Annotated in this window: 21 protein-coding genes and 1 pseudogene; 10 read left to right on the top strand and 12 right to left on the bottom strand. The window is 72.4% G+C overall.

Annotation, left to right across the window (positions count from 1 at the left end):
* Positions 1-17: 17 nt before the first annotated feature.
* Positions 18-272: an SHOCT domain-containing protein gene (locus FDM97_RS16220; protein ID WP_175439401.1), complete on the bottom strand. Its 255-nt coding sequence runs from the start codon at positions 270-272 to the stop codon at positions 18-20.
* Between the two features lie 248 nt (positions 273-520).
* On the opposite strand from FDM97_RS16220, the gene FDM97_RS16215 reads away from it, so the two are divergent.
* The 5 genes from FDM97_RS16215 (at position 521) to FDM97_RS16195 (ending at position 5,346) form a co-directional block, all read left to right on the top strand.
* Complete coding sequence (locus tag FDM97_RS16215; protein ID WP_137991113.1) at positions 521-1,219, top strand: NADPH-dependent F420 reductase; 699 nt, start codon at positions 521-523, stop codon at positions 1,217-1,219.
* Positions 1,220-1,270: 51 nt separating this feature from the next.
* On the top strand, positions 1,271-1,867 hold the full coding sequence (locus tag FDM97_RS16210) for a TetR/AcrR family transcriptional regulator (RefSeq protein ID WP_137991112.1): 597 nt from the start codon (positions 1,271-1,273) through the stop codon (positions 1,865-1,867).
* A 108-nt stretch (positions 1,868-1,975) separates the two neighbouring features.
* On the top strand, positions 1,976-2,962 hold the full coding sequence (locus FDM97_RS16205) for an ABC transporter ATP-binding protein (protein WP_137991111.1): 987 nt from the start codon (positions 1,976-1,978) through the stop codon (positions 2,960-2,962).
* A 6-nt stretch (positions 2,963-2,968) separates the two neighbouring features.
* Positions 2,969-4,153, top strand: a complete 1,185-nt coding sequence (locus FDM97_RS16200) for an ABC transporter permease (protein WP_137991110.1) — start codon at positions 2,969-2,971, stop codon at positions 4,151-4,153.
* Entirely contained in the window at positions 4,150-5,346 is a 1,197-nt protein-coding gene (locus FDM97_RS16195) for an ABC transporter permease (protein ID WP_175439138.1), read from the top strand. The genes FDM97_RS16200 and FDM97_RS16195 overlap by 4 nt, the downstream gene beginning before the upstream one ends.
* A gap of 83 nt (positions 5,347-5,429) precedes the next feature.
* Here FDM97_RS16195 and FDM97_RS16190 read toward each other — a convergent pair whose 3' ends face one another.
* The 7 genes from FDM97_RS16190 to FDM97_RS16160 form a co-directional block, all read right to left on the bottom strand.
* Positions 5,430-5,849 (bottom strand): CBS domain-containing protein, encoded by a 420-nt coding sequence (locus FDM97_RS16190; protein ID WP_137991108.1) that lies wholly within the window; start codon positions 5,847-5,849, stop codon positions 5,430-5,432.
* A gap of 150 nt (positions 5,850-5,999) precedes the next feature.
* Positions 6,000-6,914 carry a non-homologous end-joining DNA ligase gene (gene ligD / locus FDM97_RS16185; RefSeq protein ID WP_137991107.1) on the bottom strand — a complete coding sequence of 305 codons (915 nt, stop codon included), beginning with the start codon at positions 6,912-6,914 and terminating at the stop codon, positions 6,000-6,002.
* Positions 6,911-7,609 carry a DNA polymerase ligase N-terminal domain-containing protein gene (locus FDM97_RS16180; RefSeq protein WP_137991106.1) on the bottom strand — a complete coding sequence of 233 codons (699 nt, stop codon included), beginning with the start codon at positions 7,607-7,609 and terminating at the stop codon, positions 6,911-6,913. Before FDM97_RS16180 ends, ligD begins: the two co-directional genes overlap by 4 nt.
* A 126-nt stretch (positions 7,610-7,735) precedes the next feature.
* A complete protein-coding gene (gene trxB, locus FDM97_RS16175; RefSeq protein WP_137991105.1) occupies positions 7,736-8,767 on the bottom strand; it encodes a thioredoxin-disulfide reductase in 1,032 nt (343 codons plus the stop codon).
* Positions 8,764-9,177 (bottom strand): arsenate reductase ArsC, encoded by a 414-nt coding sequence (locus tag FDM97_RS16170; protein WP_137991104.1) that lies wholly within the window; start codon positions 9,175-9,177, stop codon positions 8,764-8,766. The genes trxB and FDM97_RS16170 overlap by 4 nt, the downstream gene beginning before the upstream one ends.
* A 172-nt stretch (positions 9,178-9,349) precedes the next feature.
* The gene (gene pstS, locus FDM97_RS16165) at positions 9,350-10,420 is read right to left on the bottom strand and encodes a phosphate ABC transporter substrate-binding protein PstS (protein WP_254705618.1); all 1,071 of its coding nucleotides are present in this window, start codon (positions 10,418-10,420) and stop codon (positions 9,350-9,352) included.
* Positions 10,421-10,605: 185 nt separating this feature from the next.
* On the bottom strand, positions 10,606-10,971 hold the full coding sequence (locus FDM97_RS16160) for an ArsR/SmtB family transcription factor (protein ID WP_137991103.1): 366 nt from the start codon (positions 10,969-10,971) through the stop codon (positions 10,606-10,608).
* Between the two features lie 162 nt (positions 10,972-11,133).
* Between FDM97_RS16160 and FDM97_RS16155 the strand changes: the two genes are divergently transcribed.
* Both FDM97_RS16155 and FDM97_RS16150 read left to right on the top strand, forming a co-directional pair.
* On the top strand, positions 11,134-12,504 hold the full coding sequence (locus FDM97_RS16155; RefSeq protein WP_137994852.1) for an NAD(P)-binding domain-containing protein: 1,371 nt from the start codon (positions 11,134-11,136) through the stop codon (positions 12,502-12,504).
* 5 nt (positions 12,505-12,509) lie between these two features.
* Positions 12,510-13,786: pseudogene (locus FDM97_RS16150) on the top strand (MFS transporter).
* Positions 13,787-13,940: 154 nt separating this feature from the next.
* Here the strand turns inward: FDM97_RS16150 and FDM97_RS16145 are convergent.
* From FDM97_RS16145 to FDM97_RS16135, 3 genes are all read right to left on the bottom strand, one after another.
* On the bottom strand, positions 13,941-14,567 hold the full coding sequence (locus FDM97_RS16145) for a DUF6338 family protein (protein ID WP_137991102.1): 627 nt from the start codon (positions 14,565-14,567) through the stop codon (positions 13,941-13,943).
* 4 nt (positions 14,568-14,571) lie between these two features.
* Positions 14,572-17,841: a CHAT domain-containing protein gene (locus FDM97_RS16140; protein ID WP_137991101.1), complete on the bottom strand. Its 3,270-nt coding sequence runs from the start codon at positions 17,839-17,841 to the stop codon at positions 14,572-14,574.
* A 197-nt stretch (positions 17,842-18,038) separates the two neighbouring features.
* Positions 18,039-18,215 (bottom strand): CsbD family protein, encoded by a 177-nt coding sequence (locus tag FDM97_RS16135; RefSeq protein WP_137991100.1) that lies wholly within the window; start codon positions 18,213-18,215, stop codon positions 18,039-18,041.
* 160 nt (positions 18,216-18,375) lie between these two features.
* Here FDM97_RS16135 and FDM97_RS16130 point away from each other — a divergent pair, with 160 nt between their 5' ends.
* The 3 genes from FDM97_RS16130 (at position 18,376) to FDM97_RS16120 (ending at position 19,510) form a co-directional block, all read left to right on the top strand.
* Positions 18,376-18,591, top strand: coding sequence for a DUF6480 family protein (locus FDM97_RS16130; protein ID WP_137991099.1), 216 nt, complete (start codon positions 18,376-18,378; stop codon positions 18,589-18,591).
* 72 nt (positions 18,592-18,663) lie between these two features.
* Positions 18,664-19,083, top strand: coding sequence for a helix-turn-helix domain-containing protein (locus tag FDM97_RS16125; RefSeq protein WP_137991098.1), 420 nt, complete (start codon positions 18,664-18,666; stop codon positions 19,081-19,083).
* Between the two features lie 10 nt (positions 19,084-19,093).
* Complete coding sequence (locus tag FDM97_RS16120; RefSeq protein ID WP_137991097.1) at positions 19,094-19,510, top strand: VOC family protein; 417 nt, start codon at positions 19,094-19,096, stop codon at positions 19,508-19,510.
* A gap of 24 nt (positions 19,511-19,534) precedes the next feature.
* Here FDM97_RS16120 and FDM97_RS16115 read toward each other — a convergent pair whose 3' ends face one another.
* Positions 19,535-20,353 carry an SDR family NAD(P)-dependent oxidoreductase gene (locus FDM97_RS16115; RefSeq protein WP_137991096.1) on the bottom strand — a complete coding sequence of 273 codons (819 nt, stop codon included), beginning with the start codon at positions 20,351-20,353 and terminating at the stop codon, positions 19,535-19,537.
* Between the last annotated feature and the right edge of the window lie 27 nt (positions 20,354-20,380).

The raw sequence follows: 20,380 nt of genomic DNA, 5'->3' as shown, positions 1-20,380 counted from the left end.
CGGGCGGCCCGCGGCGGTCACGTTCCGCCGCTCCGCAGGGCGTTCAGCCTCCTGCGGTACTCGTCCTCGTCGATCTCGCCTCGCGCCAGCCGCTCCCCCAGGAGTTGTTCAGGCCGGGCCAGGTCGGACTGGGCGGGTCGGCCGGCGGCTCGGTCCAGCGTGCGGAAGATCAGAACGACGGCGGTGATGAGGAGAACCCAGAAGAGCACCATGCCGGCCGACATGGCGAACCAGCCCCATCCGTTCATGCCGTCGCCGTACCAGAACATCATGGCCACTCACGCTCCCGGCCGTCCGAACCGCGAGCGGGATGCCCGCGTCGGGATCGGCCCGTCAACGCCACGCTGCGCCGGACGGGTGGACCCGTCCAGGGCCGTTCGGCCCCCTGCGGCGGGGCCAGGAGGGTCGCCTCAACCCTCGTGGTGTGGCGCGCGGCGCCCCTCCTTGCAATACCGAACGACTCGGTTTACTTTTTCAGGTGTCCGGACCATCCCGCTCCGGCATCCGGAAGGAATCCCCCATGCGCTACGCAGTGCTCGGCACCGGCATCGTCGGCCGGACCCTCGCCGCCACGTTCTCCGCCCTCGGCCACGAGGTCGTCATCGGCACCCGCGACCCCGAGGCCACCCTGGCCCGTACCACCCCGGACGCGATGGGCAACCCGCCCTTCGCGGCCTGGCACGCGGACCACCCCGAGATCTCCCTCGCCACGTTCGCCGACGCGGCCGCCGAGGGGGAAACCGTCGTCAACGCCACCTCCGGATCCGGGAGCCTGCAGGCCCTCACGGCGGCGGGCGCGGAGAACCTCGACGGCAAGGTGCTCGTCGATGTCGCCAACGCGCTGGACTTCTCCGCCGGGATGCCGCCATCGCTCGACCCCGTGAACACCGACAGCCTCGGCGAGCAGATCCAGCGCGCCTTCCCGGGCGCCAAGGTCGTCAAGACGCTCAACACCATGAACTGCCGGATCATGGTCGATCCGGACCGGATGGCGGGACCGCACAACGTGTTCGTGTGCGGCGACGACGCGGGCGCGAAGAAGGCCGTCAGCGACCTGCTCGTCTCCATCGGCTGGCCCGAGAGCGCGGTGATCGACCTCGGAGACATCACCGCTGCCCGCGGCACCGAGATGGTCCTGCCGATCTGGCTGCGGTTGTACGGCGCGTTCGGGCACACCGACTTCAACTTCCACATCCAGGGCGCGCGGGCGGCCGGCTAGCCCGAATATCCGAACCGAACGGTGCGGTACCCGTCCACGTATCCTTACGGCATGTCCGAGACGAAGCCGCCCAAGGGCGCCGGGCGGCCCCGCTCCGCCGAGAAGGAAGCGGCGATCCTGCGCGCAGCGCTCGAACTGCTCGCCTCCCAGGGGTACGTACGGATGACCCTGGACCAGGTCGCCGCCGCCGCGGGCGTGAGCAAGTCCACGATCCACCTGCGCTGGAAGACGAAGGCGGATCTGCTCACCGCGGCGCTCGCCGCCCTGCGCGTGACGGGCGTCCCCGCCCCGAGCGGGCAGCTGCGCACCGACCTCGTCGCGATCCTGGAGGACTTCGCCGGGGTCGTCGAGCGCGTCGACGGCATGGCGCTCATCGGCACCTGCCTCGCCGAGGAGGCGCACACCCCCGAGCTGCTCGGCCTGCTGCGGGAGCGCACGGTACTGCCCCGCCGTGCCCTGCTGCGCGAGGCGCTGGAACGGGGCCGGGAGGAAGGCCTCGTCCGCGCCGACGCGGACCTGGAGGCCGCCGTCTCGGCCCTCCTCGGCCCCTACTACGCGGACTACATGGCCGGTCGCGGGGGCCGGCCGGGATGGGCGGAGGAGGCCGTGGACCTGGTCCTCACCGGTCTCCGGGCCGACCTGCGCTGACCGTGTTGCCGGGAGCCGGTCGGGCCAGGCGCCGGGGGGCCGGTCGTTCCCGTGACGGGACCGGTCGGCCCTCCCCCGCCCTCACGGCCCGCACACAGGCTGGTGCACATGACCGCACCGTCCCCGCCCACGATCCGCCGAGAGGCGACGCACGCCCTGCTGGAATGCGCGCGGCTGGTACGGCGCTTCGGTGACCTGACCGCTGTCGACGGCGTCTCCCTCTCCGTCGCCCCGGGCGAGACGTACGGCCTGCTCGGACCCAACGGCTCGGGCAAGACCACCACGATCCGCATGGTGTGCGGGCTGCTGCGCCCCGACAGCGGGACGGTCGAGGTCGCCGGGCACCGCGTCGGCACCGCCGTCGGTCCCGCGAAGCGGCTGATCGGTTACGTCCCCCAGGACATCGCCCTCTACGGCGACCTCAGCGTCCGCGAGAACCTGGACTTCTTCGGGCGCCTGTACCGGCTCCCGGGCAGGGAGCGGGCGCGCCGGGTCCGTGAGGTCCTGGAGCTGGTCGATCTGACGGCCCGGGCCGAGGACCGGGTGGACACGCTGTCCGGAGGTATGCGCAGGCGGCTCAACATCGGTGCCGGTCTCGTGCACGCGCCGACGCTGCTCATCCTGGACGAGCCGACCGTCGGGGTGGACCCGCAGAGCCGCCACGCCATCCTGGAGAGCGTCCGGCGTTTCGGCGAGCAGGGCATGGCCATCCTGTACACCACCCACTACATGGAGGAGGCCGAGCGGCTCTGCGACCGGGTCGGCATCATCGACCACGGCCGCCTGATCGCCGAGGGAACCCACCGCGAGCTGGTCGCCCTCGTCGCCGAGCGCGACCGGATCCGCCTGACGGCCACCGGCGACCTCCAGGCGTACGCCGCCGCCTGCCGCGGCCTGAGCCGCGTCGACGGCGCCGACGTCGGCGGCGAGCACGGCGAGGTCCTGCAGGCGGTGGTGCAAGGCGCCCACAGCCTGCTCCCGCGGCTGCTCGACCTCGCACGCGACCACGGCGTGCAGGTCAGGAGCGTCGACATCGACGAGCCGGACCTCGAAGCGGTCTTCCTCCATCTGACCGGCACCGCCCTGAGGGAGTGACCGGCCATGCCTCTGCCCGTGCCTGGGCCGGCGCTCAGCATCGCCGCGAAGGACCTGCGCCAGCGGATGCGCGACCGGTCGGCCTGGATCCTGGTCTTCCTGGCCCCCCTCGCCATCACCGCGCTGATGGCCCTGGCCTTCACGGACTCCGACCGCTTCCACGCCGACATCGGCTACGCCGATCTCGACCACGGGCCCGCGGCCACCGCTCTCGCCGCCACCCTGACCAGCCCCGAGCTCGCCGGAATCGTCACGGTCCGCACGTACGACACCCAGGAGCGGGCCCGCGCCGCGGTCGAGGACGGGGAGGTCCAGGCGGCCGTCGTGATACCCCAGGGATTCACCGCCTCACTCAACGGGAACAGTCCGGCGTCGATCGCCCTCCTGGACGATGTCGACCAGCCCCTTGCGGCCCAACTCGCCCGCGCCGTCGTCGAGTCGTACACCGCGCAGATCGACGCGGCCCGGCTGTCGGTCGGCACGGCCGTCGCCGCCGGGGCGCTGCCCGCGGACGTGCCCGCGCTCGCCGCGCAGGCCGCCACGGAGCGGCTTCCCGAGAGCGTGCGGCCGGTCGGTCTGAGCGACAGCCCGCTGAAGGCCGTCAGCTACTTCGCCCCGGCGATGGGTATGTTCTTCGTCCTGTTCACCATCGGGTTCGGCGCCCGTGGCTACTTCGCCGAACAGCGGCAGGGCACCCTCGACCGGATCGCCGCCGCACCCGTGGGCCGGGGGGCGCTGCTGCTCGGCAAGTCGCTCTCGACCTTCGTCTACAGTCTCGCCGGGCTTGCCACCACCCTCACGGCGTCCTGGCTGCTCTTCGGCGCCCGATGGGCGGATCCGCTCGGCGTCGCCCTGCTGTGCCTCACCATGGCGGCCGCCATCGTCAGCCTCACGGCCCTGGTGATCTCCCTGGCCCGCACCGAGCAGCAGGCCCAAGGCCTGTCCTCGATCGTCGTGTTCGCGCTGGTGCTGCTCGGCGGGAACTTCGTCTTCGTGTCCGTCGCGCCGCCGCTGATCCGCCGGCTCGCGCTGTTCACGCCCAACGGCTGGGCCCTGCGCGGCTTCACCGACCTCGGGACCGGGGTGGGCGGCTGGTCCGCGGTCGGCCCGCCCCTGCTCGGCATGGTCGCCTTCACCCTGGCCGCCACGGCCCTGACCGCCCTGATCCTGCGCCTGCGGAGGCCGTCGTGACCGCCGCCCCGACCGCCCTCGCCATCACCCGCGCCACGGTGCTGCGCACCCTGCGCGACCGCACCGCGCTGTTCTTCATGCTGCTCCTGCCGGTCGCGATCATCGTCGTGATCGGAGCGGTCGTCGGCGGGTTCGACCAGTTCCGGATCGGGGTCGTGCACTCCGGCACCGCGGGCCCCGTCGCCACCGAACTGGCCGCGGAACTCGACCGCTCGGACGGCCTCGATGCGCGCCCGTACAGCGACGAGGACGTGGCGCGCACCGCGCTGCGCCGCGGCGAACTGGACGCCGCCGTCCTGCTCCCGCCCGATCTCGACGCCGCGGCCAGGGCGGGCCGGAGTGTCGAGGTGCCCGTGCTCGTCGAGCCCGGCGGCAGCAGCGGGCACGCGGCCGTCTCCTCGATCGCGGCGGTCGTCTCCGATCACGCGGCCCGGCTGCAGGCCGCCCACTTCGCGCAGGAACGGCAGGGCGGCGACTTCGAGGAGCGCCTCGCCCTGGCCCGTAGCACCGAGGAACACGTCCAGCCGGTACGGATCACCACGCTCACACCCGGCGGCACCAGCGAGATCCTCCCGCTCGGCTACGGCTACAGCACCCCCACCATGCTGGTGCTGTTCGTCTTCATCAACTCCCTTGCCGCCGGGGCCGTGATCGTCCAGAACCGCAAGTCGGGCGTGTACGAGCGGGCACTGGCCGCCCCGGTCCCGGCGCGGGCCCTGGTGCTCGGCGAGACGGGCGCGTATCTGGTCCTGGCCCTGGTGCAGTCCGCGCTGATCGTCGCGATCGGAGCGCTGGCCTTCGGGGTGTCCTGGGGCGACCCGCTCGCCGCCACGCTGCTGGTCGGCATGTGGGCGCTGGTGGGCACGGGTGCGGGCGTGCTGGCGGGGGCGGTGTTCCGGACGCCCGAGCAGGCGAACGCCATCGGTCCCGCGCTCGGGATCGGGCTCGGGATGCTGGGCGGCTGCATGTGGCCGCTGGCCGTCGTGCCCGCGTGGCTGCGCACGGCCGGACACGCCGTGCCGCACGCCTGGGCGGTGGACGCGTGGACGGAGCTGCTGTCCCGGGACGGCGGCGTCGCCGACATCGCGGGCCGCCTCGGCGTCCTCGCCGCCTTCGCCGCCGCCCTGCTCACGCTGGCCTCGCTGGCCCTCCACCACCGGCTGACCGCGGCCGCGACGCCGGCGAAGGCGTGAGGCCCGGACCGTCCGGGGTGATGACCGGGCCGGGGTGATGACCGGGCCGTTCGCGGTGGTCCGGTCAGGCCGCGGTGGTCCGGTCAGGCCGCGGTCGCGATGGCCGCGACGAGGCCGCCGACCTGAGTGGCGGGCAGCGTCCGGGCGACATCGGCCTCGGTGATGATGCCGACGAGGACGTGCTGGTCGATGACGGGCACGCGCCGGATCCGGTGCTCGCTCATGACGCGGAGCACCTGGTCGGCGGTGTCGTCGGCGCCGACGGTGACGATCTCGTCCTGGGCGAGGTCACCGGCCTTGCACGCGGCGGGGTCCTTGCCCTCCGCGAGGACCTTCAGGACGACGTCACGGTCGGTGAGCATCCCGTGGAGCCGCTCGTCGGCACCGCAGATCGGCAGCGCGCCGACGCCGAGTTCGGCCATCTTGCGGGCGGCCTCGACGATGGTCTCGCTCGCGCGAACGCAGGTCGCGTCCGGCGTCATCATGTCCCGTGCGGTGATCATGGGGAATCTCCTCGGCTCGTCTCGATTCTTCTTCTCGGTGGCTCTGTCCTCCTGCTCGCGCCCGGGCTGATCCGACCGCTCCCGCTGATCCGGCCGGGGACGTTCGAGTACCCAGTCGGCGTGAGAAGATCCCGCCCCGTCGCGGCCGGGTCAGCCCTCCCTCGCCACGGCGGCCAGTCGTCGGCGTGCCGCGTCGAGGGACCGGCCGCGCGGTGCCGCGTGCCACGGGTTCTCCTTGAGGAGCTGGTCCACGGTGGACAGGCTCCACCGCCGCGCGGTCAGGTCGGGATCGTCGACGTCCTCCCAGGCCAGCGGCGCCGCGACCGGTGCGCCGGGGCGGGCGCGGACGGCGTAGGGGACGACGGCCGTCTGGGCGTAGGCGTTGCGCTGCATGTCGAGGTAGAGGCGGCCCTTGCGGGCCTGCTTGCGGGGCGCGGTCGTCAGCTCGTCCGGCCGGCGGGCGGCCAGCAGCTCGGCGACGTCGCGGCCGAAGGCCCGGACCTCGTCGAACGGGAGGCGGCCGTCGAGGGGGACGACGACGTGCAGGCCGCGCGAGCCGGTCGTCATGACCAGGGACGGCAGGCTCAGCTCGTCGTCCAGGAGGTCGTGGAGGCGCAGCGCCGCCTGCCGTACGGGGGCGAAGTCGTCTCCCGGCGGGTCGAGGTCGAAGACCAGGCGATCGGGGTGGTCGGGCCGGTCGGCCTTGGACAGGAAGCGGTGAGGGGTGATGCACGCCTGGTCGGCCAGGTAGAGGAGGGTGGCGGTGTCCTCGCAGAGCACGTACGTGACGGTGCCGCCCTCCTTGGGCAGTTCGGCCCGGTGGATCCAGTCGGGGAAGTGGTCGGGGACGTCCTTCTGCATGAAACCGGGGTCGTCGATGCCGTCGGGGTGGCGTTCGAGCATCAGCGGGCGGTGGCGGAGGTGAGGCAGCATCCGCCGGGCGACGCGGCGGTAGTGGTCGGCGAGGTCGGCCTTGGTGAGGCCGTCCCCGGGGAACAGCACCTTGTCCGGGCGGCTCAGCTCCACGGTCCGGCCGCCGACCCGGATGCTCCTGGTCGAGGTCATCGCGTGCTCCTGACGGGTTGTTCGCGGACGCCGTCACGGGCCGCACCGCTCCCGGCCTTCTCCTCCGCCTTCTCCTCGGCCTTCTCCTCGGCCTCGGTCGCGACCTGGCGCAGGGTGTGACCGGTGCGTACCGACCGGGCTCGCCGGGGGTCGGGCGTTCCGTGGCCCGAAGCGGCGCGTGCGTCGGCGTGCTTGACCAGCAGCCATGCCTCCCGGCCGGAGCTGTCGTCCGTACGGATACGGGTGAGCGCGTAGCCGCCGTGCAGCTTGTGACCGTCCAGCCGGAACGAGGCATGCCCCTGGTCGAGGGCCTCGGAGAGGGGGATCTCGTGTCCGCTCCGATCGGTGGAGAGGTTGCCGTACGTGCCCTCGTCCCAGACGATCACCGTGCCGGCGCCGTACTCCCCGCCGGGGATGACTCCTTCGAACCTGCGGTAGTCGAGCGGATGGTCCTCGGTCGGCGTGGCGAACCGCTTGTCGTGCGGGTCCGTGGACGGTCCCTTGGGAACGGCCCAGGACTTGAGCACTCCGTCCGCTTCCAGACGGAAGTCGAAGTGGAGGGTGCCGGCGTCGTGGATCTGCACCACGAAGACCGGCTCGTCCCCCGACGACCGGCCACGGTCCCCCTCGGGCTCACTCGTCCTCGAGAAGTCACGCCGTCGGCGGTAGCGCGTCAGCGTGTCCTTCGCAGCCATCGGCCTCCACCTCCCGTACCCGTCCGGTACTCGTCCGGTGCTCGTCCGCGCCGCGTCTCTGCGGCTACCCGGCCCCTGCGCCTTCACCCCTGCGGCGGCCGAGGCGCGTGGGCCCCCGCCGCCGCGTCACCCCTGGGGAGATCGGACCGCGGCCATGGCCGGGGTCTTGTCGCCCAGCGCGGCCAGATAGCGCTCGGCGTCCAGAGCCGCCGAGCAGCCGGAGCCCGCAGCCGTGATGGCCTGGCGGTAGGTGTGGTCGACGACGTCGCCGGCGGCGAAGACGCCGGGGATGTTCGTACGGGTGGAGGGCGCCTCGACCTTGATGTAGCCCTCGTCGTCGAGGTCGATCTGGTCGGCGAACAGTTCGCTGCGCGGGTCGTGTCCGATGGCGATGAACAGGCCGGTGGCGTCGAGGTCACGCAGCGCGCCGGTGAGGGTGTCGCGCAGCACGACACCGGCGAGCATGCCGTTCTCCTCCTTGATCTCCGCGATCTCGCTGTCGAAGGCGAAGGCGATCTTGTCGTCGGAGAAGGCGCGGTTCTGCATGGCCTTGGAGGCGCGCAGGGCCGAGCGTCGGTGGACGACGGTGACGGAGCGGGCGAAACGGGTGAGGAAGGTGGCCTCCTCCATGGCGGTGTCGCCGCCGCCGACCACGACGATGTCGCGCTCGCGGAAGAAGAACCCGTCGCAGGTGGCGCACCAGGACACGCCCCGCCCGGACAGCTCGTCCTCCTTCGGCAGGCCGAGCTTGCGGTAGCCGGAGCCGGTGGCGATGATCACGGTCCTGGCGCGGTGGACGGTACCGGCGCTGTCGGTCAGGAGCTTGACGTCGCCGGTGAGGTCGACGGAGACGATGTCGTCGTCGACCATCTCGGCGCCGAACTTCTCGGCCTGGGCCCGCATGTCGTCCATGAGGTCCGGGCCTTCGACGCCGTCGGGGAAACCGGGGAAGTTCTCGACCTCGGTCGTGGTGGTGAGCGAGCCGCCGACGAAGATCGAGCTGCCGAAGAGCAGGGGCTTCAGCTGCGCGCGGGCGGTGTAGAGGGCGGCGGTGTACCCGGCCGGGCCGGAGCCGATGATGACGACGTCGCGTATCCCGGACGTCTCGGCGGTCTCGGAGTCCGCGTACGACTCGGAGACCTGAGAGATCTCGCTCATGCCGTGGCCTCCGGCGCGATCTCGGCGATCAGGCCCTCGACGAGCTTCTTGATCTCGTCGCGGATGGGACGGACGGCCTCGACGCCCTGACCGGCCGGGTCCTCCAGCGTCCAGTCGAGGTAGCGCTTGCCCGGGAAGACGGGGCAGGTGTCACCGCAGCCCATGGTGATGCACACGTCGGACGCCTTGACCGCGTCGATCGTGAGGATCTTCGGCGTCTCGGCGGACATGTCGATGCCGACCTCGCGCATCGCCTCCACCGCGGCCGGGTTCACCTGGTCGGCCGGGGCGGAGCCGGCGGAGCGGACCTCGACGCGGTCCCCCGCCAGGTGGGACAGCCACGCGGCGGCCATCTGGGAACGGCCTGCGTTGTGCACGCACACGAACAGGACGGAGGGCTTCTCGGGCATCAGGTGTCTCTCTTGTCTGACGGATGTCTCACGGAGAAATCGGGCGCCATCACATCAGCGCCCTGTGGTGTCATCCACCGCTGATGCGCGACGATATCAGTCTGTCGTGACGTCAGTCGACACTGAACCGACCCGAGTTCCAGCTCCGCACGGACCGGCGGCCCGGCCGGCGTCAGCTCAGGGTGCTGATGACCTCGCGGACCTGCGCGGCGACGGATGCCGGCAGGGGCGCGTAGTGGATCGAGTGCAGCTGCTCCTGACCTTCCTCGCCGGCGGTGTACGCGAGGAAGGACTTGAGCGCCGGGAGGCTTTCGGGCGCGTTCCCCGTGTCGCAGACGATCTCGTACGTCACCAGGACGATCGGGTACGCGCCCTCGGCCGAGGTCTTGTAGTCGAACTTGAGCGCCAGGTCCTTGCCGTTGCCGACGACCTCCGCCGCGGCGATGCCCGCCGACGCGCTCTTCGTGCTCGGGGCGACGGGCTCGGCGGCGCCCGTCGCGATGCGTACGGTGTCGATCTTCCGCGTGGCGGCGAAGGACAGCTCGAAGTAGCCGATCGCTCCTTCGGTCTGGGTCACCGCCTTGGAGACGGCGTCCGATCCGCTGGCCGACTGGCCACCTTGACCCTGCCACTTCTTGTCCGCCGGATAGGGCCAGAACTCCCGTGCCGCGCCCTTGAGATAGGCGTTCAGGTTCTGGGTCGTACCGGAATCGTCCGCCCGGTGGAGCGGGACGACGGGCAGGTCCGGCAACTTCGCCTCGGGGTTGAGGCGTTGGACGGCCGGGTCGTTCCAGCGCGTGATGCGCGAGTCGAAGATCCGCGCGAGGGTCGGGGCGTCCAGCACCAGGCCGGGCACGCCGGGGAGGTTGTAACCGATGGCGACGGGACCGCCCACCATGGGCAGGTCGATGGCCTGTCCACCGGGGCAGACGTCCTGGGACATCTCCCGGTCCTCGTCCGTCAGAGCCTGGTCCGTACCCCCGAACGCGGTCGCCCCGCGCTGGAACTGGGCGACGCCCGCCCCCGATCCGAGCGGGTTGTAGGCGAGCTCCACGCCCTTGCAGGCCAGCTGGTACTGGCGCATCCACCGCTTCATCGCGTGCTGCTGGGCACTGGACCCGGACCCGCGCACCTTCCCGGACTCGGGGCACTCGATGTCGGGTACGGCTTCGACGGGAGTCGGCCTGGCGTCGTCCTGGGACGCACCCGCACCGCAGCCCGCGAGCAACAGCGCTCCGGCCACGGCGGCGGCCGCCCCCTTCCACGGGTATGGCCGTCCCGCACCTCGCAGCTGCACTGTGATCCCCCTCGGACATCCACGGATGTACGGCCGTCACGACTGCCGCCGGCCCCGTGCGCAGATGCTCACCGATGCGGCGGAGGGGAGGGTGACCCGCAAGCGAACAGCAGCTGTCATCCCGTCGACGTTCAGGTGGCCTCGGCGACCTTGGTGAGCACCTGCCCCAACGCGGCGAGGACGGCGGGCTCGACGCGGTAGTAGACCCAGGTGCCGCGCCGCTCGGAGGAGAGCAGGCCGGCCTCCTTCAGCTTCTTGAGGTGGTGGGAGACGGTCGGCTGGGAGACGCCGACGTCAGAGATGTCGCACACGCATGCCTCGCCCCCCTCATGCGACGCGACCGCGGAGAAGAGGCGCAGGCGTACGGGGTCACCCAGGGCCTTGAACATCTTCGCGGTGCGCTCGGCCTCCTCCGCGTTCAGGGGGCGCTCCGTGAGAGGCGGGCAGCACGGGACGACCTCGGGCTCCAGCAACGGCAACGGCACGGCATTCGACATGCATCTATGTTGACACATGTCGAAGCAGACCCAAAGACCCAGGCCCTCCCGCTCAAATTCGATGGATGTCTATGTTGACGCTTGTCGATGCAAGTGCCATGCTGAGTGCGCAAGACATCGACAGACGTCGAAACAACATGGGGAGTCATCGTGTCCGAGTCGATTACCGAGGTGTCCACCACCGCTCTGCCCACCGTGGTGATCGGGGCGGGCCCGGTCGGTCTGGCGGCCGCCGCCCAGCTCCTCGAGCGCGGCATCACGCCGCTGGTCCTGGAGGCCGGGCCCGCCGCGGGCACGGCGGTCCGGGAGTGGTCGCACGTGCGGCTGTTCTCGACCTGGTCCGAGGTGGTCGACCCGGCGGCCGAGAAGCTGCTGGCCCCCACCGGCTGGACGGCCCCGGACGGTGCGACGTATCCGAGCGGCGGCGACTGGGCCGAGCGCTACCTCCAGCCGCTCGCCGACGTCCTCGGCGAGAAGGTCCGCTTCGGCGCCACCGTCACCGGCGTCTCCCGTGCCGGCCGCGACCGGGTCGTCGACGCCGACCGCGAGCAGCAGCCGTTCACCGTCCACGTCCTGAACACCGACGGCCGCGAGGAGCGGATCCTCGCCCGCGCCGTCATCGACGCCTCCGGCACCTGGTCCACCCCGAACCCGCTCGGCGGCAACGGCCTGCCCGCCCTCGGCGAGCGCACCGCCGCCGACCGCATCTCGTACCGTGTGCCGGACCTGACCATCGAGTCCGTGCGCGCCCGTTACGCGGGCAAGCGCACCGCGGTCGTGGGGACGGGCGCCTCCGCCTTCACCGCGCTCGCCCTCCTCGCCGACCTCGCGAAGGAGGCGCCGGGCACCCACGCGGTCTGGATCCTGCGCCGGGGTGTCACCGGATCCACCTTCGGCGGCGGCGAGGCCGACCAGCTCCCCGCCCGTGGCGCGCTCGGGCTTCGCGCCAAGGCCGCCGTCGAGGACGGTCACGCCTCCGCCGTCACCGGGTTCCGTACAGAGGCGATCGAGCGTGACGGCGAGCGGCTCGTCCTGGTCGCCGAGGACGGCCGCCGCCTCGACCCCGTCGACGAGGTCGTCGTCCTCACCGGTCTCCGCCCGGACCTGTCCTTCCTCTCCGAGCTGCGCCTCGCCCTCGACGAGCGCCTGCAGGCCCCGGTCGAACTCGCCCCGCTCATCGACCCCAACCAGCACTCCTGCGGCACCGTCTACCCGCACGGGGTCAAGGAGCTCTCCCACCCCGAGCAGGACGTGTACCTGGTCGGCATGAAGAGCTACGGGCGGGCCCCGACGTTCCTCGCCATGACCGGCTACGAGCAGGTCCGCTCCATCGCCGCCTCCCTGGCCGGCGACCAGGAGGCCGCCGAGCGCGTCGAACTGACCCTGCCCGAGACGGGAGTCTGCGGCGGCGCGGGCCTCTTCGACGAGCCCGAGGCCGGCGGGACCGACGGCGGCGGCTGCTGCGCCGCCCCGACGACCCTGCAGATCGGCACCGGCGCCGCCCCCGGCGCCGGCGCCGGCGGCGGCTGCTGACCACCGTGACCGACCTCGACACCAGCGGGGCCGCGACCGGTACGGACGTACCGGCGCGGCCCCGCGGCGCGCTGCCCGCGCTCTGCGTCACCCAGATCACCAGCTGGGGCATCGTCTACTACGCCTTCCCCGTCCTGCTCCCCCGGCTGACGGCCGACACCGGCTGGTCCCCCGGTGCCGCGACGGCCGCCTTCTCCGCCGCCCTGCTCGTCTCGGCCACGGTCGGCATCCCCGTCGGACGCGTCCTGGACCGCCGAGGCCCCCGTGCCGTCATGACAGCGGGCTCCGTCGTCGGCACCCTGGCCCTGCTTCTCATCGCCGCCGCCCCCAACCTGGCGGTCTTCACGGCCGGTTGGCTGCTCGCCGGGGTGGCCATGGCCGCCACGTTCTATCCGCCCGCGTTCGCCGCCCTCACCCTCCCCCAGACTCCGTCCGGGGGGACCCCCACGTGGGAGCCGACCGCATCCGCGCCCTGACCGTCGTCACCCTCGCCGGCGGTCTCGCCTCGACCGTCTTCGCCCCGCTCACCGCCGTCCTCGCGGACCAGCTGAGCTGGCGTGCCACGTACGCCGTCCTGGCCGCGATCCTCGCTGCCGTCACCATCCCGGCCCACGCCCTCGCCCTGCGCGCCCCCTGGCCGGCCGCCCCACCGGCCCGGCCCACCACGGACCGTACGCCGATCGCGCGCAGCCGCCCCTTCCTCCTCCTGGCCGCCGCGTTCACCCTCTCCGGCTTCGCCATGTACGCCGTCGTCATCGGCCTGATCCCGCTCCTCCTGGAACGCGGCGCCGGGGCTTCGGCCGCGGCCTGGGCCCTCGGACTCGGCGGCGCGGGCCAGACCCTCGGCCGTACCCTCTACGCGAGCCTCGCCCGCCGCACCTCCGTCACCACGCGTACGGTCACGCTGATCGCCCTCGGCGGAGCCACTGTCGCTGCCCTGGCCCTCGTCCCCGGCCCGATCCCCCTGCTGCTCGGCCTGTCCACACTCGCCGGGGTCGTCCGCGGCAACCTCACCCTCCTGCACGCCACCGCGGTCGCCGACCGCTGGGGCACCGCCCACTACGGCCGGCTCTCCGCCCTCCTCACCGCCCCCGCCACCCTCGCCGCGGCCCTCGCTCCCTGGGCCGGAACCGTCCTCGCCGCCTCCCTCGGCGGGTACGACGGCCTCTTCCTGGCGCTCGCGGCCTGCGCGCTGGTGGCCGCCGCGCTCGCCACGGCGACCGGCACCCGCCCTGGTTCCCGGCATACCGGTCAGGGTTGTCGCGTCCCGCCCTCGCCCTGAGGTGCCGCTTCGGTGTCCGGCTCGGTCGTCCGGTCGGCTTCGGCCGGGCCTTCCGCGTCGCTCAGGGCCGCCGATCCGGGCGGGGGTGCGGCGGGCTCGGCCTGGTGCCCGCGGGGGCGGTAGCCACGCGGTCGGGATCGAAAGACGCCACTGCTCATTGCTCCTCCGGGGTGATGAACTCGATCAGTTCGACGTCGTCCAGGCGCAGGTAGAGCCCGCGGGTCTGCTCCACTCTGGACAGGAATCGGCCGTTGGGCGTCAGCCGCCAGGCGGATTCCAGGTACAGGTCGTGCGCGGCGGCGGGATGGGAGGAGGCGTACGAGCACGAGCCGTACCAACCCCCCACCCAGTGACCGCTCTTGAGCCGCGCCCGGACGAAACACGGTTCCAGCTCCGAGAAGACGTGGTCCCACGAGGACGGGGTGGGCACGTACCGGGCGGACCGACGGCCGCGGCGCTCACCGCGCTCCACGGCCCAGGCCGCGGCGGCCGGGATCGCGATGAGGAGCAGGAGCGCCAGGAGCGCCACGGGGCGTGGCGAGGCCGCCAGCTTCTCCCAGCCGCTCCCGGTGAGCGGAAACCGCTGGGTCAGGGTGCTGCCGAGGACCAGGACGTAGGCGAAGTCGAGGACGAGCGACGCGGCGAGGGCCCGGAGCATGCGCTCGCCGAGATCCGCGTGCTGGACGAGGGGTCCGCGCGCGCGTTCGCGGGTGAACTGGTAGGTCACACCCGGCAGGACCGCGACGACCACGACGAGGAGTTGGAGGAAGGTGGTGGGCACCCTGTCACCTCCAGTCGCCGAAGAGCTGGAAGACCGCCCAGTGGTAGGGGTCGTCGAAGACGAGCCGATCCTCAGGAAGTCCTTCGAGCTGAGCCAGGACCTCGTCGACCTCGGCCCGCTCGGCCGGGTCGTCGAGCAGGGACCGGTGGCGCGCGCAGTAGCGCCTCACGTGCTGGGCCGTGGTGGTACGAAGGGTCAACTGGGCCTGCCGCAGGGCCACCGCCCGCGGGGTTCCGTCGCGCAGCCGGGTGTAGAAGTCCTCGAGCAGCAGGCCGGCGGAGAGATCGTCCACCGGCCACAGGGCGGCGAGCACCGACCGGGCGCCGGCCTGGAGGAAGGCCCGGACCAGGCCGAGGCGTTCCTCGGCGAGGGGAAGGGCGCCCAGGCCGCTCTCGCAGGCACCGATCGTGACCAGCCCCACGCGCATGTTCAGGCCCAGCACTTCCGATGCGGTGAGCACTTCTCCCCGGCCCAGAACGACGGCCGACCTTCCGGGCAGGCCCGGCTCGAAGTAGCCGTGGCAGGCCAGGTGCAGGACGTCGTGGGAACGGGCGGACAGCAGATCGAGGAGGTCACGTTTCCCCGAGGCCGTCGTGGTGTGGGGGAAACGCGCGGCGACGGTCCGTACCTCCAGGGAGGCGAAGGCCAGGGCGTGTTCGGAGTCCCGGTCCGCGATCAGCAGGACCGACGCCGGAGCTGCCTGTGGCGTGTCGGTGAGACAGAACCGCATCAGGGAGGCACTGGGCGTGAAGCAGACGGGGTTGCGCTCGATCAGCGACCGGCCGTCCGGGAGGGTGACGGCGTGCAGGGGGACATGGTGCAGAAGCGCGTCGGGGACCAGCCACACCGTCTCCTCGGGCCGGCTGTGCGCGGCCACCGCTTCGACCAGCGGCCGGAAGGGAGCGTCCCATGGCTGTGGCGCGCGTTCCCGGTCGTCCGGCTGGATGCCTTGCAGGGCACGTTCGAGGGCGGCACCGCCGTCCGTACCGTGCTCCACGGTCACCAGCTGCGGCGCGGGCGAGTCGGCGCGCAGGAGAAAGAGAAGGGTCTCGTGTTCGTCGTGCCAGTACGACACGAGCAGGACGCCGGTGCCGACGGTGGCGAGCATCCGGTGGACCTGGGAGAAGTCCAGCACTCCGCGCAGTCGGTACGTCTCGGTGTGCCCGACGCTTCCCGTCTGTGTGCGCGACTGCGCCTCGGAGGACAGCACGTACGTCGCGCGGTGGTCGAAGCCGCCCACCCTCCGGTACGGAGAGCGCGGGGGCGCTCCGGATTCATCGGTTCCGGCCGTACGCAGGGCCAGGTCGGAGCTGAGCTTCATGGCGCGCATGTCTTCGGTGTAGGTGAACGCCTTGCGCAGCCCGGCCTGCGGATCCGTGCCGTGCTCGAGGATGAACCGGAGCGTCTCGCCGGCGATGACGTGCCTCCCGGACGGACGGAGCAGTTCATCCGTGGGGTCGCTGGAAGGCATGGGGTCGCTGGAAGGCCTCGGTACCGGTGTCGCGCTTCGGCGGTCCAGACGCGTCGTGATGCGGGCGTGCAGGTCGTCGAGGGCATCGACGGACGCCACCAGGGTGGTCATGCTCTCCTGTGCGTCGATGCGCCTGCGCTCGGCCTTGGACCATGGCTGGTCGGCGCCGAAGGTGAGGACGATGTGCTCCAGGACCGCGACGGTCAACGGCGTCAGCGCGGCCGGATGCACCCTCCCGTATCCCGGCGGTACGGGGGCGACCTGAGCGCTCAGTCGCTTGCCGGACCCTTCGCTCATGCCCGTGCCCGTCGGGGAACGGACGGCGTGGAAGGGCGACATGTCGCCCAGCGCCTCGCGCAGGTCGCGTTCGACGTGGTAGCGGTTGAGGTCGTACACGGCCGCGTCCCACAGGGCGCCGACGGCCCAGGGCGACAGCCCTGTGGGCTCCAGGCCCTCCGGGCCCACCTCCGCCAGACGCCGCAGTTCCGCCAGCACCACGAGCGCCTGCTCCTTCCTGTCGACGTGGTGCGCGATCATCGCGGTCATCAGGACGGCGCCGTACTGCCAGGGGCCCTCGTCGCGGCCGTGGGCGGCACGCTCCTTGATGAGTGCGCACAGGGCCGCGGCCGCCCGATTGGGGTTGTTCCCGCGCCGCGCGGCCACCGCGGCGGCGCACACCCCGTAGAGGGCTGACCACTCCGGCATGCCCAGAAGCCGGAAGTCCTCCGCCGCACCGCGCGCCTCCTCCTCCGCGTTCTCGGGGCGGTCGAGGAAGCCCCAGGTCAGCACGGCGGTGGCCTGGACGAGAACGTGCGCGGTCAGATGCTCGCGCAGCAGGGCCTCCTGGTCCTCACGGGGCACGGCGGTGGCGTTCATCTCCACGGCCAGCAGGGCGTTGTCGGCAAGAATCAGCCAGTCCAGCGCCTGATCCGCACCCTCCTGGAGCCGTTGCTCCGTGAGGGCGGTGGGCATCTGGTCGGTCAGCGCGCCTCCGTAGGACTGCCAGGCGTACCTCACCAGTGCGGTGACCGCGCGGTAGTCGGGCCGGCCCGGCCGGGACAGCACCGCGTCCCAGGCCCAGGAGGCCAGGGCCTCGTCGTGCTTCGCGCCGCTGCCGCCGCGCAGCCGCGCCCAGGACGCCCGCCAGAGCGTGCTCCGGTCCGCGACGGTGGCTGCCAGGGCGGGCAACAGCTCCGCGGCGAGGACGAAGAGGGTGGTGACGAGCAACGCGCGCCGGGGAAGGCACAGGCCGCCGAAGAGGAACAGCAGGCTGCCCCGTCCGAAGGCGAGGCCCGGAGCCGTCCACAACAGCCGGGCGGTGCGCGAGCGGACGGTTCGGGCCACCAGGGGGCAGTACAGTCCGGCGAGTGCGGCCGCGGCCAGCAGCAGGCCTCCGCTCACACCCGTCAACGGATCTGCCGCGGCCCAGAGTCGGGCGAGACTCTCGCCGGCCGGGGTCGCCGCGAGGACGACTGCGGGAACGACGGCCGACGGGCGCAGCCGTTCCCTCAACAGGTCCGGCCGGATCAACTCCCGGGTGACCCGGGCCCGTAACGCCATGCGCAGCGAGATCAGGCCCGCACACGCCGACGCGAGCGGGAAGAGCGGGCCGGCGGGCGTCACCACCCACACCACGGCCACCAGGGGCGCGGCCGTGGCCACCGCGTGGAAGCGGCGGGCGAGGCGCAGAGCCACGGGACGTCGGCGCCTGACCCTGGCCATGGCGTCGGTCCAGCGCCGGTGGGTGTCGGCGTTGCCCGCCCGGCGTCCCATGACCGCGTCGAACAAGCTGTTGTGCGGCACTGGCCCCCCGTGAAACCGTCCATCGCACACACACGCAGTGTGATCGGGACGTCACTATAAGGTGAGGCCGCTCTGCCCGTGTCCGTCTTCGCACGACCTCCACGAGGACGGGTGGACACGGTCGTCACCGCCGGGCCCGGAACGGACGGATCCCCGTAGAGCGCGTGCCTCGGCCGCGCTCTACGGGGGCGTCGTGACTACTTGTGCAGGCCCTTCTTGATCCGTTCCACCGCCTCGCCGGCCGCTTCCCTGATCTTGCCGACCGTCTTCTCGCGGCGGCCCTCGGCCTCCATGGAGCGGTCGTCCGTGGCGCCCCCGATGCGTTGCTTCGCCTTGCCCTTCATCTGTTCGATCTTGGCCTTGGCCTTGCCCATGACGACGCCCCTTCCTCTGCGTGCGCCTCAGCGGTTACCCCGAATCCCCACCGCCATACGTCCGTTTCCGCGCCTCGGGGGCGTCGGGACGCGGCATGATCGGCGCCCCAACGGGCAGCCGCATGACGCCACACCCGCCGGGGGCGGAAAGGAGCCCGACATGGCCGCCTCCAACCCTGATCCGGAGCCCCGCCGGGACCCGCGTCGCGCGCAGCCGGGAGAGACCCCGCCCGCCGAGTCGAGCACGAGCTCCGGCGCGGGCCCGCACCGTCCGCTCAAGCGGGGCGGGGCCAGAGGGCCGCTCATCGTCATCGTCCTGGTGGTCGTCCTGGCGGCGGTGGTCTTCCTCGCCTTCGCCGTCGTCGTGGCCGCGTGAACACGCGGGGGTCGACCGCGCGGCCGTGATCGACGACCAACGGTGAGCCCGGCGCTGTGGGATGCTGGTCGGGTGACGCTGGAGGACCTCGTCCGGCTGCGCCGGGCCCGTGACCTGATGGACCGCGACTACGCGAAGCCGCTCGACGTTCCCGCCCTGGCGCGCGTCGCCCTCATGTCGTCGGGCCATTTCTCCCGCAGCTTCCGCGCCGCCTTCGGGGAGACGCCGTACAGCTACCTGATGACGCGCCGGATCGAGCGTGCCAAGGCGCTGCTGCGGCGGGGTGACATGTCGGTGACGGACGTCTGCTTCGCGGTCGGCTGTACCTCGCTGGGGTCGTTCAGCTCGCGGTTCACCGAGCTCGTCGGCGAGAGCCCGAGCGCGTACCGGGCCCGCAGCCATGACGAGGGCGCCGCCATCCCTGCCTGCATCGCGAAGATCCACACGCGACCGGTCAGGAACGGAGAAGCGAACCCCACGCCCCGCCCTTAGCGTGGAGCGCATGGACATCAAGCTCTCGCAGTGCTTCATCGCCGTCCACGACCACGACGAGGCGCTCGCCTTCTACCGGGACGTCCTCGGCATGGAGGTGCGCAACGACGTCGGGTTCGAGGGGATGCGCTGGGTGACGGTCGGCTCGCCGGCCCAGCCCGACGTGGACATCGTTCTGGAACCGCCCCTGGCGGACCCGAACGCCTCGGCCGCTGACAAGCAGGCCATGGCGGAGCTGCTGGCCAAGTGCCTGCTGCGCGGCGTGATCTTCCGGACCGACGACGTCGACGCCACCTTCGAGCGCATCAGCGCGGCGGGCGGCGAGGTGCTCCAGGAGCCGGTCGACCAGCCGTACGGCGTGCGCGACTGCGCCTTCCGCGATCCGTCCGGCAACATGCTGCGCTTCAACCAGCCCCGCAAGCAGTGAGCGCGGGCGCCCCCTGACGAGAGCTCAGGCGCGCGGCGCGCGTGGTTCGATGTGGAAGTCGAAGGCGAGCGTGCCGGGGTCGAGGGCCGTCGCGCCGCCGTCGACGGTGAGCACGGCTCCGTTGACGAAGGAGGAGGCGGGCGAGAGCAGCCAGGTGACGGCCTCGGCGACCTCGCGCGGTTCCCCCGGGCGCCCGGTGGGCAGGACGCGCGTGACCTCCTCGTACGCCGCGTCGAGACCGCCCTGCCCCATGCCCGCCTCCTCGGCGAACCGGCTCATCCGACGGTCCGCCATGTCGGTGCGCACCCAGCTCGGGCACACCGTGTTGGCGCGCAGGCCCGCGGCCCCGTAGTCGACCGCGAGCGAGCGGCAGAGCTGGAGCAGCGCCGCCTTGGAGGTGGCGTAGGCGGCGTTGCCCACGCCGTTGCGCAGCGCGGACACCGAGGCGACCGCGACCACCGCCCCGCGGGCGTCGATCAGATGCGGGAGCGCGGCGCGCAGGAGGTGGAACGGGCCGGTGAGGTTGGTCCGCATCACCGCGTCCCAGTCCTCGAGGGTCACCTCGCCCACGCCTCCGCCGCGCCCGATACCGGCGTTGAGGACGAGCCCGTCGAGGCGGCCGTGTGCGGCGACGGCCTCGGCCACGAGCGCGCGTACCGCGTCGGGGTCGCCGATGTCGGACGGGACGGCCAGGGCCCCCGTCTCCTCCGCGACGAGCCACAGCGGTTCGGGGCGGCGCCCGGAGATCACCACGTGGTGCCCCGCCGAGCGCAGCAGCCGGGCGGTCGCGGCGCCGATGCCCGTCCCGCCGCCGGTCACGAGGTACACACGCTGATCCGCCATGGCCGTCGAGCCTCCGTCGTCGTCCGC

Origin of the sequence: Streptomyces vilmorinianum (assembly GCF_005517195.1) — a bacterium.
Classification (GTDB): Bacteria; Actinomycetota; Actinomycetes; order Streptomycetales; family Streptomycetaceae; genus Streptomyces; species Streptomyces vilmorinianum.
The sequence above is the reverse complement of the archived record's forward strand: the minus strand, read 5'-3'. Positions and strand labels throughout refer to the sequence as shown.